Here is a 15813-nt window from a genome sequence, read left to right on the forward strand (position 1 = left end):
CCATTTGTAGCCCCATGTCCAACCGTACCGCCCCCCGCCTGCACGCCTCGGCCTGCCCGCACGATTGCCCGTCCACCTGCGCGCTGGAGGTCGAAGTGCTGGACGAGCGCCGCATCGGGCGCATCCGCGGCGCCGCCGACAACAGCTACACCGCCGGGGTGATCTGCGCGAAGGTCGCCCGCTACGCCGAGCGGGTGCACCATCCCGACCGGCTGACCCAGCCGCTGCGCCGCACCGGCTCCAAGGGCTCCGGCCAGTTCGCGCCGATCTCCTGGGACGAGGCGCTGGACATCGTCGCCGACCGCTTCCTGGAGGCCGAGCGCCGGCACGGTCCGGAGACGGTGTGGCCCTACTATTACGCGGGCACCATGGGGCTGGTGCAGCGCGACGGCATCAACCGGCTGCGGCACGCCCGGCGCTGGTCGGGCTTCTTCGCCACCATCTGCACCAACCCGGCCTGGGCCGGCTGGCTGGCCGGGGCCGGCAAGCTGGCCGGAGCCGATCCGCGCGAGATGGCGACGTCCGACCTCGTGGTGATCTGGGGCACCAACGCCGTCTCCACCCAGGTCAACGTGATGACCCACGCCGTCCGCGCCCGCAAGGAGCGCGGGGCGAAGATCGCCGTGGTCGACGTCTACCGCACCCCGACCATGGAACAGGCGGACATCCCCCTGCTGATCCGTCCGGGCAGCGACGGGGCGCTGGCCTGCGCCGTGATGCATGTGCTGTTCCGCGACGGGCTGGCCGACCGCGCCTATCTCGCCAGCCACGCCGACGACCCCGCCGGGCTGGAGGCGCATCTCGCCAGCCGGACGCCGGAATGGGCCGAGGCCATCACCGGCCTGCCGGCGGCGGAGATCGAGGCCTTCGCCCGGCTGGTCGGGCGGACGCCGCGCAGCTATTTCCGGCTGGGCTACGGCTTCACCCGCTCGCGCAACGGGGCGGTGAACATGCACGCCGCCTCGTGCATCCCGGTGGTCAGCGGTGCCTGGAAGGTCGAGGGCGGCGGGGCCTTCCACTCCAACAGCGGCATCTACGGCTGGAACAAGACGCTGATCGAGGGGCTGGACCTGCGCGACCCGACCGTGCGCATGCTCGACCAGTCGCGCATCGGCCCGATCCTGGAGGGCGATCCGGAGGCGCTGGCCGGTGGCCCGCCGGTGACGGCGCTGCTGATCCAGAACACCAACCCGGTGACCATCGCCCCCGATCAGGCGCGCGTGCGCCGCGGCTTCGCCCGCGACGACCTGTTCGTCTGCGTGCACGAGCAGTTCATGACCGAGACGGCGCGCATGGCCGACATCGTGCTGCCCGCCACCATGTTCCTGGAGCACGACGACCTCTATCAGGCGGGCGGCAACCAGCACATCCTGCTCGGGCCGAAGCTGGTCGATCCGCCCGGCGACTGCCGGCCCAACCACGCCGTCATCACGGAGCTGGCGCGGCGGCTGGGCAGCGACTCCCACCCCGGCTTCGCTATGACCGAGCGGGAGCTGATCGACGCCACGCTGCGCGCGTCCGGCCACGGCACGCTGGAGGCGCTGGAATCCCAGCGCTTCCTCGACGTGCAGCCGGACTTCGAGACGGCGCATTTCGTGAAGGGCTTCCGCTGGCCGGACGGCAAGTTCCGCCTGAAGCCGGACTGGCCGACCGTGCCCTACGCCGCCCCGTCCACCTTCGGTCCGGTCGATGCCATGCCGACCTTCCCCGATCACTGGGCGGTGACGGAGGAGGCGGACGACGAGCATCCCTTCCGGCTGGTCACCGCGCCGGCCCGCAACTTCCTGAACAGCAGCTTCACCGAGACCCCGACCTCCACGGGGCGGGAGCGCCGCCCGAGCCTGATGCTCCACCCCGAGGACGCGGCGGCGCTGGGCATCGCGGAGGGCGACCGGGTGGAAGCCACGAATGGACGCGGCGCGGTGTTCCTGCACGCCCGGCTGTTCGACGGGGTGCGGCGGGGTGTGGTGATCGCCGAATCCATCTGGCCCAACGCCGCGCACGAGGGCGGGCGCGGCATCAACAGCCTGACCGGCGCCGACCCGGTGGCGCCCTTCGGCGGCGCCGCCTTCCACGACAACCATGTGCGGGTGCGCAAGGCCGACGTCGCCGCTTGAATTTGACTCCTCCCTCTTCTCGCCGGGGCCGGTAAAGCCCAAATGCGGCCGCTGTGGCCCTGTGCAGGACGCCAATTGCCAAGACCGGGGCGCCGTGCCACGGTGCGCCGCACACGAAACCAGAGCGGGACAAGGCGGTGGCGTCGGGCGGGATGCGCGATCTTCGGTTGGACTTTTTCCGCGGGCTGGCCCTGTGGTTCATCTTCGTGGACCACATCCCGGGCAATCAGATCGCCTGGGTGACGATGCGCAACTTCGGCCTCAGCGATGCGACCGAAGTGTTCGTCTTCATTTCCGGCTACACGTCGGCGCTGGTCTATTCACGGATACTGGACAAGCACGGCTGGCGGTTCGCGGCGGCCAAGGTGCTGGACCGCTGCTGGACGCTCTACATCGCCTATCTCTTCCTGTTCATCGCCTTCACGGCGCAGGTCGCCTACACCGCGCGGGTCTTCGACAACCCGCTGTTCACCGAGGAAATGGGCATCGCCGGCTTCTTCGCCGATCCCGCGGTGTCGCTGGTGCAGGCGCTGGCGCTGAAGTTCCGCCCGGCCAACCTGGACATCCTGCCGCTCTACATCGTGCTGCTGCTGTCCCTCCCGGCGCTGCTGCCGGTGCTGCGCCGCTGGCCGGTGGGCCTGCTGGCCGGGTCGGCAACGCTCTACGCGGCGGCGCGCATCCTGGACTGGAACCTGCCGACCTACCCGGACGGCGGCGTGTGGTTCTTCAATCCCTTCGCCTGGCAGCTCCTGTTCGTGCTGGGAGCCACCATGCAGCGCCTGCCCAAGGTGGCGGCGGCGCTGACGACGCGGAGGACGGCGTTGCTGTGGCTGGCTGGGGGGTATCTGTTCGCCTCGCTGCTTCTGGTGATCTCCTGGCAGATCGCGCCGATGGCCGCGCTGATGCCGGTGTGGCTGGCGGAGATCCTTTACCCGATCAGCAAGACCGACCTCGACCTGCTGCGGCTCGCGCATTTCTGCGCGCTGGCCTACGTCGTCCTGCAGATCGCGCGGTTCGACAGCGCGTGGCTGCGCTGGCCGGCGCTGGCGCCGGTGATCCTGTGCGGGCGGCAGTCGCTTCAGGTCTTCTGCCTGGGCATCTTCCTGTCCTTTGCCGGCCAGACGGTGCTGAACCACTGGTCCGCCTCGCTTTTTGCCCAGTTTTCGGTCACACTCGTCGGCATCGCCGTGATGGTGGCCGCCGCGCGGGTGCTGACCTGGTATCAATCCGTGGGACGGCCGCCGCGCCAACCGGCATCCGCCCCGCCCGCGGCACCCGCCGCTTCACTGGCCCCTGCCGCCCCATTGGCCCCTGCCAAGGACCCGAGCGCATGAAGCGCGCGACCGTCTTGACCCTGGCCGTCCTCGCGGGACTGACCGCACCCATCGCCATCTCCGCAGGCGTCGCGCGTGCGGCGTCGGAGACGCCCTCCGATCCCTGCGCCGTCCCGGAAACCGTCTACACCATCGATGGCGCCCTGCCGCGTGCCTGGGAACGGCTGAAGCGCGGCGGCGCGCTGCCCATTCTCGTGCTGAATTCGGCAAGCGCGCGCTCCGCCACCGCTTATCCGGCGCTGCTGGAAAAGGAGCTGGCGGCCCGGCTGCCCGACCGCAAGGTCAGCGTGACCGTCCGCAACGCGCCGGGGGCGACCGTGCAGGAGATGCTGCCCGTCCTGAACCGGGAACTGGCCGCCTCCGCCGCCTCCCTGCTGGTCTGGCAGGTGGGGACGGCGGACGCCATGCGGAACATCGGGCCGGACAGCTTCGGGGAGGCGCTGGGCCACGGCATCGCGGCGGCCCAGGGGCGCGGCGCCGACGTGATCCTGATGGACATGCAGTACAGCCCGCAGACGACCCAGCTCATCACCTTCCAGCCCTATCTGGATTATGTGGAGTGGGTGTCGCAGAACAGCGACGTGGTTCATTTCCCCCGTTTCGAGATGATGCGGCATTGGTTCGAGGAGGGCCGCGTCGGCTTCGCCCCCGACTCCAACGAGGAAAAGCTGCAGGCCTATCAGTTCGTCCACCGCTGCCTCGGCCGCATCCTGGCCGACACCGTGTCCACCATGATCGACCGCGCCGGGAGACCCGCTCCGTGATCGGCGCCCAGGCCCCCCGGACCCCTGGCCGGAGGGCCGCCGTCCTCTCCACCGCCCTGCTGCTCCTCGTCCCTTTTCTCGCCGGTCCGACGGCCAAGGCCGATCCGGTGAGGGCGGCGGCCTGCGCCGTGTCCGTTCAGACCGCCGGCCTTGCCGTGCCGTTGCCGCGCAGCGCGCGGGCGCTGGCTGCCGGTGGGCCGCTGCGCATCGTCGCCATCGGTTCCTCCTCCACCGCCGGGGCGGGGGCCAGCGAACCGGAGCACAGCTACCCGGCGCGGCTGGCCGAGCATCTGGAGGCGCGCTACCCCGGCCTCGCCCTGACCGTCCTCAACAAGGGAGCCAACGGGGAAACCGGGCCCGACATGCTGAGGCGGTTCCAACGCGACGTGCTGGACGAGGCGCCCGATCTGGTGATCTGGCAGGTCGCGGCCAACACCGTCCTGCGCGGCGACGATCCCGACGCGGCGGAGGCGGTGATCCGCGGCGGCGTGCGGACGCTGAAGGATGCCGGTCTGGACGTCGTGCTGATGGACCTGCAATACGCCCCGGCCATGCTGGCGAAACCCCGGCACGAGGAGATGGAGGCTCGCATCGGCCGCGTCGCGGCGGACGAGGAGGTGGGCCTGTTCCACCGTTACGCGGTGATGCGCCAGTGGGTGGAGACACGACAGGCCGCCATGAACGATCTGGTCGGGCCGGACGGCATCCACCAGAACGACTTCGGCTATGACTGCGTGGCCCGCACGCTGGCCGCCTCGCTGCACGACGCCCTCGCCCTGCGGACCGCGGGGAGAGTGTCCGCACGTCCGTAAGGCGCCTCCCCCACCTCTCAAGCGTACGGCCCACTCCGACACGTCGCAAAAGGCACCCTCCCCGGGAACGCGGGGATTTCAGGGTGGGGCCCAGAGTTACCGCAGCCGCGCCATCACGTCCCCGTCCCGCGCACCGGCGCGAAGGGCAATCCCGCCTGGTCCAGCGCCCGCTCGATCACCTCGTCCGACGCGCCATCGAACAGTTGCAGCAGCAGGTCGTCCACCACCCACTCGTTCGTCGGGGTCAGGGCGGCGAACAGGTCGGCCATGACCTCCGCCTGGAAATCGTCACGACGGTTGTCGCTGCCCTCGTAGCCCATGCGCTTGGCCGTGGCGATCGCCACCTGAAAGGGCGGCACCAGGACCGGCGCGACCGACGCCTTCTTCAGCACCGCCCGCAGCCCCAGCGCCCCGTCGTCCCAAGCCAGCTTGCGCGCGTTCTCCGCCGGGATGCCGGCCTTCGCCCCCAACCCCGCCGCGAACAGCGCCACGTCGCCCGCGCACAGCACGCGGAACAGCAGCGCCGCGGTGAAGCGCCCGTTGGCGTGCAGCCAGCGGGCCACCGCCTCCACATCCTCTTCGCCGCGGAGCGCCGGGCGCAGCAGCCGCAGCGTCGCCGACTCGCGCCCGCGGTTGGCAAGCCGGTCCACCAGATCCTTGGACAGGCCGTGAGTGTGGGCCAGCGTGGCGCGCACCGCGTCGGAAACGAAGGCGACCAGCCGCTCCACCACGGCCAGCGGCAGGCCGGGGCGGGTCGCCGCGGCCTCGCTGACCATGCGCACCCGGCCGAAGCGGTCCAAGGCCCGATGCAGCGCCGGTTCCGCCAGTTCCGCCCCGGGGTTGCGCAGCAGGGCGGTCACCACCGCGACGTTGCCGGTCTCGACGACGGCCCCGGCCACCCGCGCCGACACGGTGTGGCGGTTGGCGACGGCCATGTGCTTGCCGGCGTCGGGGTCCGCCAGCACATCGAGCAGCAACTCATCGCTGAGGCTTCCGGCGTCGCGCAGGATCGGGAAGGCCACGCGGGCCACGTCCTTCACCAGCCGCTCGGCCAGTTCCGCGGTCAGCATGGCGTTGTTGCGGATCTGCCAGGCCACCGCCTCGCGCACCGCCACCTGGGCGTCGGCGGCGAAGCAATGCATGACCTCCAGCGCCAGCGACCGTTCGGCGTCGGTCAGCCCGCCTTTCTCCAGATCGCCGGCCAGCTTCTGCATCGTGTCGATGCGGGCCTCCGCCGACGAGGATTCGAGCAGGCGCTCGACGTCGCGGATGGACAGGGATGAGTCGGTCATGTGCGGATGCCTGCGGGTAGGAGGTGCATAAGGCGGTTCAATCAAGACCCTCAATCGAGCCCTTGCCCGGCGTAGCGGACCATATCGCCCCAGATGCGGTCGAGCCGGCGCAGCGTGCGGTAGGCGGCCTTCAGATCGGCCGCCTCCGCCTCGTTGCGGACCAGCGCCGTGGCCTGCGCCTGCTCCAGCGTGAACAGCTCATCGCGCAGCGTCCGTCCCTTGTCGGTCAGGCGCAGGCGGGCCGTGCGGCGGTCGCGCTGGCTGGCGCCGCGGTCGATGTAGCCGGCCTCGACCAGGATCTTCAGGCTGTAGGAGGCGTTGGACCCCAGATAATAGCCACGTTCCATCAGGTCGCGGACCGACGGCTCGTCGTCGCCGATCAGCATGACCATCAGCGCCTGAACCGGCCCGATGTCGTCGATCCCCTGCCGCAACAGGCCGGCCCGCACGACGTCGAGGAATCGGCGGTGCATCCGCTCGATCAGCCGGGCGAGCCCGTGATACTCGGCCAGTTCCGCCGCATCGATGGCGTCCGGTTTGGCTTCGGCCGGCTTGGATTCGGCGCCCGCCCGGCGCTGCGTGCTCATCCCTCGTCTCTCCGTCACTCGGCGGCCTGCGCCACGGCCGGGCCGCGGTAGCCGCCCGGATGGCGGCGGCGCCATTCCCACGCGCTGCCGATGATGCTGTCCAGATCGGGGAAGCGCGGGGTCCAGCCCAGTTCCCCCCGGATGCGCTCCGACGAGGCGATCAGCACCGCCGGATCGCCGGCGCGGCGTGGCCCGATCGTCACCGGGACCGTCAGGCCGGTGACCCGCTCCGTCGCCTCGATCACCTCGCGGACGCTGTAGCCCGTGCCGTTGCCCAGGTTGAAGCGGACGCTGCGCGTCTCAAGCGCCGGCAGCACCCGCAGATGCGCGTCGGCGAGGTCGCAGACATGGATGTAGTCGCGCACGCAGGTGCCGTCCGGCGTCGGGTAGTCGTCGCCGAAGATCTCGATGTGCGAGCGCCGGCCGCTGGCCGCGTCGAGCACCAGCGGGATCAGATGGGTTTCCGGGTGATGATCCTCGCCGATGATCCCGTTCGGATGCGCGCCCGCGGCGTTGAAGTAGCGCAGGCAGGCGGAGCGCAGGCCGTGGCAGCGGTCCGCCCAGTGCAGCGCGCGCTCGATGAAGAACTTGGATTCGCCGTAGGGGCTGCCGGGGTCGATGGTGGTGTCCTCGTCGATCGGCTGGCGCTCCGGCGTGCCGAACAGGTTGGCGGTCGAGGAGAAGACCATCTTGCGCACGCCGGCCGTGGTCGCCGCGCGGATCAGGTTCAGCGAGTTGACGGTGTTGCCGCGCAGATAGAGATGCGGGTCGCGCATCGACTCGCCGACCAGCGACAGGGCGGCGAAATGGAACACCGCGTCGAAGCGCCATTCGGCGAAGATGCGGGTCAGCGCGTCCATGTCGGCAAGGTCGGCCTCCACGAAAGCGGCGTCGGACGGCACGGCGGCGCGGTGGCCCTGGCGCAGGTTGTCGAGCACGACGACCCGGAAGCCGCGGTCGAGCAGTTCGGCCACGCAGTGACTGCCGACATAGCCGGCACCGCCGGTCACGAGTACGGTCTGGGGCGTGTTCATCGTAAATATTCCTTGGATTTGAGAAATATTCGTCAGTCCAGGCACCCGCCGGCATCAAAGGATCGTACATCCCCCGGTGGCAAGTGCAAGAGTTCCGCGATGCACCATGCCGCCAATTCAGACGGAAGGCCAGTTGACGAAAAAGAGACATGGGCGCCGGGAAAGGTTCGGCGCATGATCGAAAAAATGTGTTGGAACAACATTTTACAGCGCTGCAAATACCCCTTTCGATCGCTGTCGGATGGGGTAAGGGCTCAAAGTTGTCACACGCCGCAGCGCAGCGTCGGACGTAAGCGAAAATGGCGCGGGACCAGTCTTCCCGCAATGGGCGGCCTTTGTCCGGACTTCGTCTCAAAAGGAGTTCATGCGACGCGGCCGCATCTCAACATTTCGTTAACCATGAAACCCTTTGCATGACCGGCTTCATGGCCCGCCCCCAAACCTGAGAACGCGGGTCTCCGGAACGCGGCCGGAACGCGGGACGCAAGAAAAGGAATCGGCATGAGCGGTACGGATCGGACCCTGCTGACCCAAGCCTACCGGAAGATTGGACGCGGCCTGCTGCTGGCCGGCGCCCTCACCTTCTTCGTCAACATCCTGATGCTGGTGGTGCCGCTCTACACGATGCAGGTGTACGACCGCGTGATGAGCAGCCGCAGCTTGGAGACGTTGACCATGCTCGCGGTGATCTCCGTGGGCGGGCTGGTGCTGTACGGCGTTCTGGACTTCATCCGGGCGCGCGCCTTCCTGGTCTGCGGGGCGGTCATCGCGCACCGCTTCAACGTGCCGGCGCTGCAGGCGGCCATCGTGGACGCGCTGGGCGGGGGGACGCGCAACGCTGGCCAGACGATGCGCGACCTGAACGACCTGCGGAACTTCATGACCAGCAACGCCGTGGTGGTGCCGCTGGACCTGCTGTGGACGCCGATCTTCCTGGTCATCCTGTTCATCCTGCACCCGATTTACGGCTGGATCGCGGTGGGGTCGGCGCTGCTGCTGCTGACCATGAACGCGCTGACCGACGCGCTGACCCGCCGCCCCATCGCCGACGCGAACGAGGCGTCGGCCAAGGTGTTCGCCGACGTCGCCAGCACCGTCCGCCACGCCGAGGCCATCGAGGCCATGGGCATGCTGCCGCCGTTGGCCCGGCGCTGGCAGATGGCGCAGATCGGCTCCGCCTCGCTGATCGACCGCGGCGTGGTGCTGTCGCGCGGCATGGCCTCGGCCTCCCGCTCGCTGCGGCTGATCCTGCAGATCGCCACCATCTCCGCGGGCGCCGCCCTGGTCATCCGGAACGAGGCGTCACCGGGCAGCATGATCGCCACCGGCATCATCATGGCCCGCCTGCTCCAGCCCTTTGAGCATCTGGTGGAGAACTGGCGACAGTGGATCGTCGCCCAGACCGCCCACAAGCGCATCCGCGAGCTTCTGAACGGCGAGGGCGCGCGGCGCAGCACCATGCCGCTGCCCCGCCCCGACGGGCGGCTGGCCGTCGACCGCGTCAGCCATGTGCCGAAGGGTCTGCAGCGCCCGGTGCTGCGCGGCGTCTCCTTCGCGCTGGAGCCGGGGGAGGTGCTGGGGATCATCGGGCCGTCGGGGGCCGGCAAATCGACGCTCGCCCGCCTGCTCGTCGGCATCTGGGAGCCCACCGCCGGCGGCATCTATCTGGACGGCACCAGCACCTTCCTGTGGGAGCGCGAGAGCTTCGGCCAGTATGTCGGCTATGTCCCGCAGTCGGTGGCGCTGCTCGACGGCACCATCGGCGAGAACATCTCCCGCATGGCCCAGTCCGACCCGGCGGAGATCGTGCGGGCCGCCCGGCTGGCCGGCGTCCACGACATGATCGGCCGCCTGCCCTTCGGCTACGACACGCCGGTCGGCGAGAACGCCTTCGCCCTGTCCGGCGGCCAGCGGCAGCGCATCGCGCTGGCCCGCGCGCTGTTCGGCAAGCCCCGCCTGATCGTGCTGGACGAACCCAACTCCAACCTCGACCACGAGGGCGAACAGGCGCTGCTGACCGCGATCAACCACGCGCGCCGCGACGGCGCCACCATCGTGATGGTCGCCCACCGCCCTTCCATCGTGTCGGTCGCCGACAAGCTGCTCGTCCTCAAGGACGGCATGGTCGAACATTTCGGCGAACGCACCGACGTGCTGAAGATGGTCCAGCCCGGCGGCGCCGTGAAGGTGGCCCGGCTGGTCCGGACGGGAGAATCCGCATGACCGACACGACGCTTTCCCAGCCGGCGAACGCGCCGTCCCCCCTCACCCCCATCTGGTCGCCGGTCATCGACGTGACGCCGCACGAACCCACGCTGCGCGGCACCGCGCTGGCGGGGGCGCTGGCCGTCGCCGTCGGCTTCGGCGGCTTCTTCGGCTGGGCCTTCACCGCCAGCCTGGACAGCGCGGCCATCGCGCCCGGCACCATCATGGTGGAAAGCCACCGCAAGACCGTCTCCCACCTGGAGGGCGGCATCCTCAGCGAACTGCTGGTCAAGGACGGCGATCTGGTGGAGGCCGGGCAGGTCCTGCTGCGGCTCGACACCACGCAGAGCGGCGCGGTGGTCGCCCAGCTTCACGGGCAGTATTGGACCTCGCTGGCCCGGCTGGCCCGCCTGCGCGCCGAGCAGACCGACGCGAAAGCCCCGGTCTACGCCGACGAGTTGGTGGCCGCCGCCAAGACCAGCTCCGTCGCCGCCGAGGCCCTGGCCGCCGAACAGCGCCTCTTCGAATCGCGGCGCGACGCCTACCAGGGGCAGATCTCCATCCAGCGCAAGCGCATCGGCCAGCTCCGCGACGAGCTGGTGGCGCTCGACTCGCAGCGCGTCGCCGCCAACGACCGGCTGCGCTACACCCAGGAGGAGTTGCGGATCGTCGAGACGCTGCTCGCCAAGGGCTACGAACGCAAGCCGCGCATGCTGGAGCTTCAGCGCAACGTCGCCGACACCAAGGGGCGGTTGGGCGAGATCCAGGCCGACAAGTCGAAGGCCGAACAGGGCATCGCCGCGGCGGAGCTGGAGATCATCAACCTCGGCAACACCCGCCGGTCGGAGGTCGGGAACGAGCTTCAGACCATCCAGGCCACCGTCTCCGACCTGTCGGAGCGGCTGCGCAGCGCCGGGGACGTGCTGAAGCGCCAGGAGCTGGTCGCTCCTCAGGCGGGTCGGGTCACCAACCTGCGCTTCTACACGACGGGCAGCGTCATCCCGGCGGGTCAGGGCATCCTCGACATCGTCCCGCAGGACGACGGGCTGATCGTCGAGGCCCGTGTCGCCCCCGCCGACGTGCAGAACATCGATGTGGGCGGCAGCTCCATGGTGCGGCTGGTCGGCTATCGCCAGCGGCTGGTTCCGCCGGTCCAGGGGAAGGTCCTCACCCTCTCCGCCGACCAGCTGGAGGACGAACGCACCGGGCAGGCCTATTTCCTCGCCCGGATCAGCCTCGATGCCGCGGCGCTGAAGGCCCTGCCGAACGTCGACCTGCATCCCGGCATGCCGACCGAGGTGATGATCCACGGGCACACCCGCAAGGCCATCGAGTATTTCCTGAGCCCGTTGACCGACGGCATGAACCGCGCCTTCCGCGAGAACTGACCGCGGCGGCGCCGCACCGGATCAATTCGCACGCTCCCCCGTTGCCCAGCAGGCAGGAATGGGCCAACAGGCCAAATAGGGAGCGTGCGAGCATGACCACACAGTGGGACCGGAACACCCTGAAGCGCGTCGCCGACGCCATCGGCGACGTCCATCTCTACGACAAGCACCACACCGGCGAGTTCATCGCCATGCGCCTGCGCGATTCGCTGGCCGACAGCCCCGGCTATGACCGGGCGGCGGTCGACGACAAGCTGATGCAGTTGGCGCGGGTCGCGTTGGAAGCCGCGGAAGCCGGAAAAGCCTGATCAGGGTCAGGCGCAAGCTAAAAATTTTCGCCCCCCTTGGGAGCGTTGCCCATAGCCATCCGGCGGCGTTCGGCCCGACATCGGTGCGTCGCCGGAACGGCTCGGGCCACGGGTAACGCCCGCTCGGGTCGTCCGGTGGAGCGCTTTTCGAATGCCGCGCGCTCCCCAACGGACCGTACCGCTCAGCCACCGCTTTCAAATTCCGGCTTTTAAAATCGTTTGTCCGCCTCGCCGGATTTCTAAAAAGCCGGGGTTTTGAGTGCGATGCAGCATCGGCGGCATGGCCGGGATGCAATGATCAACGACATAATCCTAAGCCAAACGCATAGGACTTACGGGTCATTTCAAGGCGTTTCGTCGAATTTCGACAAAAACGCCTTCCTAGCGTCTTTAAAAGTATTGCACGCGAACAATTCCGTTTCTTTCGCTAAACATAAGCCCTCACCTTGAAGAGAGACCATAAAGACGCCAATCCGCTGCAGCGTCCAAAATTAGATGTTTAGAATTTCGAAGGGCTTTGAAGCCAAGGTGACAGGAATGACGTAATGAACGTTGATGATTATTGTGCTTTGACTCTATGAACTCAAGATTTGCCTGGGTTTGACCTTAGTTTTGTCACAGCCTCGCCGAACGGTATTTGGGTAAAGGCTTGGGGGTACCTCGCCATTTCGGGGTAGGAAATCACCCACCCCACCGAATCCCATCGTTAAGGAGTATGATTCATGGCCACCCTTCCTGGCGGCAACTATGACGACATCATCACCGGCACCAACGGCAGCGACTTCATCGACGGCGGCAACGGTGACGACATCCTGATGGGTGGCAACGGCGCCGACACGATCCTGGGCGGCGACGGGCGCGACGCCCTGTTCGGCGGGAACGGCGCCGACGTTCTGGGCGGCGGCAGCGGGGCCGACGTCCTCGACGGCGGCAACGGCAACGACACGCTGGATGGCGGGGACGGCGACGATTACCTGTCCGGCGGCAACGGCGACGACGTGCTGATCGGCGGCCGCGGCAACGACATCCTCGACGGCGGCAACGGCGACGACGTCCTGAACGGCGGCGACGGCGCCGACATTCTGAAGGGCGGCAACGGCGACGACGTCCTGACGGGCGGCGGCCACAACGATTACCTGGATGGCGGTGCGGGCAACGACATCCTGATGGGCGGCACCGGCGACGACATCCTGAAGGGTGGCGAAGGCGACGACTTCCTGTCGGGCGGTGACGGCAACGACATCCTGGACGGCGGTGCCGGCAACGACATCCTCGTCGGCGGCGCCGGCAACGACATCTTCGTCTTCTCCGGCGGCGGCGGCCAGGACGTGGTTCTCGACTTCCGCGCGGGCGAGGACGTCCTCCAGATCGAGCGCAACATCAACGGTCTGGAAATCAACGACGCCTCCGATCTGGCGGCCCGCGTCACCGACATGGGCGGCAACGCCGTCATCGATCTCGGCAACGGCGACAGCATCATGCTGAAGGGCGTTTCGGCCGACGAAGTTCACAACAACCCGAACGACTTCTTCGTCATTCACTAAAGCCGTAACCCACTCAGGTACCGGACCGGCGGCGTGCTGAATCCACGCCGCCGATGGGTCCGGCTAAGGAACGCATGACCGTGCTCGCCGTCCTGCCGGCCTCCGCCTCCATCGCGTCCGCCCAGCTCCATGCGCTCGGCGACGATTTCGTGCTCGCCTCGTGGGAGAGCGACGGACCGGAGCCCTCCGGCCGGGTCGTTCCCACCCTCGACGGCGAGGAGGTCCGGCCCCCCTACACCACCTTGTCCGTGCGGACGAGCTGGGGTGGGCAGCGGGTGCTGTCGATCCTGCGGGCGCCCCGGATCTCCGGTGCGCCCGTCCGTTTCGTGGCCCAGAGCCGCGTCGTCGCGGAGGTCCTGGCCGAACCGCAGGTTCCTGATCCCGACCCCGCTTTCCTGCTCGGCAGCCTCGACGCGCCGTCGCGGCTGCGCGTGGTCCGTTTCCTCTTCGATTTCGCGCGCTCCACCCCGGCGCTGCGCAGTGACGCCGGCTTCGCCGCGGTCTGCCGCCGCATGGTGCTGGAGCTGTCGCCCACCCCCTCCCCGCTCGTCGCCCGCGCCCTGGCGACCGACGAGCTTCTGCTCTGCGGCGGGTCGCTGTCGTCGGGCTTCGGCGAGGTGACGGGGGCGGTCATCATCACCGCGGGCGCCGTCGGCCCCTCCCCCTTCGACGTCTGCGTCGGCTCCGCTCTGGACCGGCGCGGGCGCGCCGCCATGTCGCTGCTGGTCGACAAGGCGCTGTGCGCGCCGGGCAACCTGCTGGTGGTGCTGGGCCGCAACGGGCTGGCCTGCCGCGCCTTCTCGGCCGTGGCGCCCAACCTGCCGAGCCTGACCGAGCGGCTGTCCACGCGCCGCGACACGCCGCTGGAGCTGCGCCAGTACATTCTGAACGCGCTCGCCCGGCGCGGGCGGTCGGACGCCACGGCGGCGGCGGCGGTGCGCGAGCTTCAGGTGCTCGCCCCGCTGCCCAAGCGGCAGGTCGCCGACGCCAAGCGCTCGATCGGCGCCGCCCTCGACCTCGCGGTGCCGACCGGTGACGGCGGGCTGTTCCTGGCCGGCTGGGTGCACGATCCGCACGGCCTGTCGGGCGGCCTCACCGTGCACACGCCCTTCGGCGGCGAGCGCCGGCTGGAGGTGCTGGAGCACCGCTTCCCGCGCGAGGACGTGGCCAAGCTGTTCGGCACCGCCCCGTCCACCGACCGCAGCGGCTTCGTCGCCTATCTGCCCGGCGCGCCCGAGCCCGCGGCGGCGCTTCAGGTCCATGCGGAGCTTCGCCTCGGGTCGGGCGGGTCGATCCGGCTGGTGCCGCCGCTGCGCCCGCTGTCGCCGGCCGACGCCCGCGCCGCGGTGCTCGGCAGCCTGCCGCCGCAGCACGCGACTCCGCTGGTTCTGGAAACGGTGATCGCCCCGGCCGTGGCGCCGCTCCACGCCGCCCACATGGCGAGCCGCGGCGAGCCGGAAACCGTCGGTTTCGGACGCCTTCCTGAGACACCCGCCGTCTCGGTCATCATCCCACTCTACAAGGCGCTGGAGTTCCTGCGCTTCCAGCTCTCGAGCTGCGCCACCGATCCCGGCATGGCCGGGGTGGAGCTGATCTTCGTGCTCGACAGCCCGGAGCAACGCGACGAGCTGGTGCACATGCTGCACGGCTTCCACGCGCTCTACGGCCTGCCGATGCGGGTGCTGGTGCAGCCCGCCAATTACGGCTACTCGGCGGCCAACAACGCCGGTGTCGCGGCCTCCAGCGGGCGGACCCTGCTGTTCCTGAATTCCGACGTGATCCCCGACCAGCCCGGCTGGCTGCCCGCCCTGCTCGCCGCGCTGGAGCGCGCGCCGGGCACCGGGGCGGTTGGGCCGAAGCTGCTGTTCGACGACGACAGCCTGCAGCACGCCGGCCTCTACTTCGACCGCGACGTCCGCGGGCGCTGGTACAACCATCACTTCTTCAAGGGCCTGCCGCGCGACTTCCTGCCCGCCCGGCGGGAGCGCAGCGTGCCCGGCGTGACCGGCGCCTGCCTGATGATGACCCGCGAGACCTTCGAGTCCGTGGGCGGCTTCTGCGAGGACTACGTCATCGGCGATTACGAGGACTCCGACCTCTGCCTGCGCATCCGCAAGGCGGGGCTGGACATCCGCTACGTCCCGTCGGTCGAGTTGTACCATCTGGAGCGCCGCTCGATCAGCCGGCACCAGGGCTACACCCGCGGCGTCGCCTCCGAATACAACGGCTGGCTCCACGCCCGCCGCTGGGGCGCGATGATGGAGGAACTGGCCGGCCGCGACTGGAACGCACCGCCGCCGCCGCCCGCGCTGGAGGACAGCCTGATGCGCCCCCTGTCGGCTGGCGCCCCCACGGACACCGCCCTACCCGTTGCCGTTCCGGGCAAGTCCCGCCTGTTCGGGCGCGCCAACCGGAACCGGAGCTGACC

The 15813-nt window shown here is 69.3% G+C and carries 12 protein-coding genes; 9 read left to right on the forward strand and 3 right to left on the reverse strand.

All coding sequences use genetic code 11. From position 1 onward, the window contains the following. Positions 1–14: 14 nt before the first annotated feature. The 4 genes from DS837_RS05860 to DS837_RS05875 all read left to right on the forward strand — a co-directional run bounded on the left by DS837_RS05860 (position 15) and on the right by DS837_RS05875 (position 5027). Positions 15–2117, forward strand: coding sequence for a molybdopterin-containing oxidoreductase family protein (locus DS837_RS05860; protein WP_149163856.1), 2103 nt, complete (start codon positions 15–17; stop codon positions 2115–2117). A gap of 152 nt (positions 2118–2269) precedes the next feature. Beyond that, positions 2270–3451 (forward strand): OpgC family protein, encoded by a 1182-nt coding sequence (locus DS837_RS05865; protein WP_170295753.1) that lies wholly within the window; start codon positions 2270–2272, stop codon positions 3449–3451. Beyond that, positions 3448–4215, forward strand: coding sequence for an SGNH/GDSL hydrolase family protein (locus DS837_RS05870; RefSeq protein WP_149163858.1), 768 nt, complete (start codon positions 3448–3450; stop codon positions 4213–4215). Before DS837_RS05865 ends, DS837_RS05870 begins: the two co-directional genes overlap by 4 nt. Continuing rightward, the gene (locus tag DS837_RS05875) at positions 4212–5027 is read left to right on the forward strand and encodes an SGNH/GDSL hydrolase family protein (RefSeq protein WP_149163859.1); all 816 of its coding nucleotides are present in this window, start codon (positions 4212–4214) and stop codon (positions 5025–5027) included. The genes DS837_RS05870 and DS837_RS05875 overlap by 4 nt, the downstream gene beginning before the upstream one ends. A 113-nt stretch (positions 5028–5140) precedes the next feature. Here the strand turns inward: DS837_RS05875 and DS837_RS05880 are convergent, their stop codons facing one another. The 3 genes from DS837_RS05880 to galE are packed head-to-tail and all read right to left on the reverse strand — an operon-like array spanning position 5141 to position 7940. Continuing rightward, a complete protein-coding gene (locus tag DS837_RS05880) occupies positions 5141–6319 on the reverse strand; it encodes a DUF2336 domain-containing protein (protein ID WP_149163860.1) in 1179 nt (392 codons plus the stop codon). 50 nt (positions 6320–6369) lie between these two features. Further along, on the reverse strand, positions 6370–6906 hold the full coding sequence (locus tag DS837_RS05885) for a MarR family winged helix-turn-helix transcriptional regulator (protein ID WP_149163861.1): 537 nt from the start codon (positions 6904–6906) through the stop codon (positions 6370–6372). 14 nt (positions 6907–6920) lie between these two features. After that, positions 6921–7940 (reverse strand): UDP-glucose 4-epimerase GalE, encoded by a 1020-nt coding sequence (galE, locus tag DS837_RS05890; protein ID WP_149163862.1) that lies wholly within the window; start codon positions 7938–7940, stop codon positions 6921–6923. A 501-nt stretch (positions 7941–8441) separates the two neighbouring features. Here galE and DS837_RS05900 point away from each other — a divergent pair. The 5 genes from DS837_RS05900 to DS837_RS05920 all read left to right on the forward strand — a co-directional run bounded on the left by DS837_RS05900 (position 8442) and on the right by DS837_RS05920 (position 15811). Next, positions 8442–10163 carry a type I secretion system permease/ATPase gene (locus tag DS837_RS05900; RefSeq protein WP_149163864.1) on the forward strand — a complete coding sequence of 574 codons (1722 nt, stop codon included), beginning with the start codon at positions 8442–8444 and terminating at the stop codon, positions 10161–10163. After that, positions 10160–11533 (forward strand): HlyD family type I secretion periplasmic adaptor subunit, encoded by a 1374-nt coding sequence (locus tag DS837_RS05905; protein ID WP_149163865.1) that lies wholly within the window; start codon positions 10160–10162, stop codon positions 11531–11533. The genes DS837_RS05900 and DS837_RS05905 overlap by 4 nt, the downstream gene beginning before the upstream one ends. A 92-nt stretch (positions 11534–11625) precedes the next feature. Next, positions 11626–11841: a hypothetical protein gene (locus tag DS837_RS05910; protein ID WP_149163866.1), complete on the forward strand. Its 216-nt coding sequence runs from the start codon at positions 11626–11628 to the stop codon at positions 11839–11841. Between the two features lie 722 nt (positions 11842–12563). After that, the gene (locus DS837_RS05915) at positions 12564–13385 is read left to right on the forward strand and encodes a calcium-binding protein (protein WP_149163867.1); all 822 of its coding nucleotides are present in this window, start codon (positions 12564–12566) and stop codon (positions 13383–13385) included. Between the two features lie 74 nt (positions 13386–13459). Beyond that, the gene (locus DS837_RS05920) at positions 13460–15811 is read left to right on the forward strand and encodes a glycosyltransferase family 2 protein (RefSeq protein ID WP_149163868.1); all 2352 of its coding nucleotides are present in this window, start codon (positions 13460–13462) and stop codon (positions 15809–15811) included. Positions 15812–15813: the final 2 nt, after the last annotated feature.

It is taken from the genome of Azospirillum brasilense (genome assembly GCF_008365405.1).
Classification (GTDB): domain Bacteria; phylum Pseudomonadota; class Alphaproteobacteria; order Azospirillales; family Azospirillaceae; genus Azospirillum; species Azospirillum brasilense_D.

Coding starts and splice junctions, on each gene's coding strand:
- DS837_RS05885 (WP_149163861.1), bottom strand. CDS start 6,906: ATGAGCACGCAGCGCCGGGCGGGCGCCGAATCCAAGCCGGCCGAAGCC.
- DS837_RS05865 (WP_170295753.1), top strand. CDS start 2,270: ATGCGCGATCTTCGGTTGGACTTTTTCCGCGGGCTGGCCCTGTGGTTC.
- DS837_RS05870 (WP_149163858.1), top strand. CDS start 3,448: ATGAAGCGCGCGACCGTCTTGACCCTGGCCGTCCTCGCGGGACTGACC.
- DS837_RS05880 (WP_149163860.1), bottom strand. CDS start 6,319: ATGACCGACTCATCCCTGTCCATCCGCGACGTCGAGCGCCTGCTCGAA.
- DS837_RS05860 (WP_149163856.1), top strand. CDS start 15: ATGTCCAACCGTACCGCCCCCCGCCTGCACGCCTCGGCCTGCCCGCAC.
- DS837_RS05910 (WP_149163866.1), top strand. CDS start 11,626: ATGACCACACAGTGGGACCGGAACACCCTGAAGCGCGTCGCCGACGCC.
- DS837_RS05900 (WP_149163864.1), top strand. CDS start 8,442: ATGAGCGGTACGGATCGGACCCTGCTGACCCAAGCCTACCGGAAGATT.
- DS837_RS05905 (WP_149163865.1), top strand. CDS start 10,160: ATGACCGACACGACGCTTTCCCAGCCGGCGAACGCGCCGTCCCCCCTC.
- DS837_RS05915 (WP_149163867.1), top strand. CDS start 12,564: ATGGCCACCCTTCCTGGCGGCAACTATGACGACATCATCACCGGCACC.
- galE (WP_149163862.1), bottom strand. CDS start 7,940: ATGAACACGCCCCAGACCGTACTCGTGACCGGCGGTGCCGGCTATGTC.
- DS837_RS05920 (WP_149163868.1), top strand. CDS start 13,460: ATGACCGTGCTCGCCGTCCTGCCGGCCTCCGCCTCCATCGCGTCCGCC.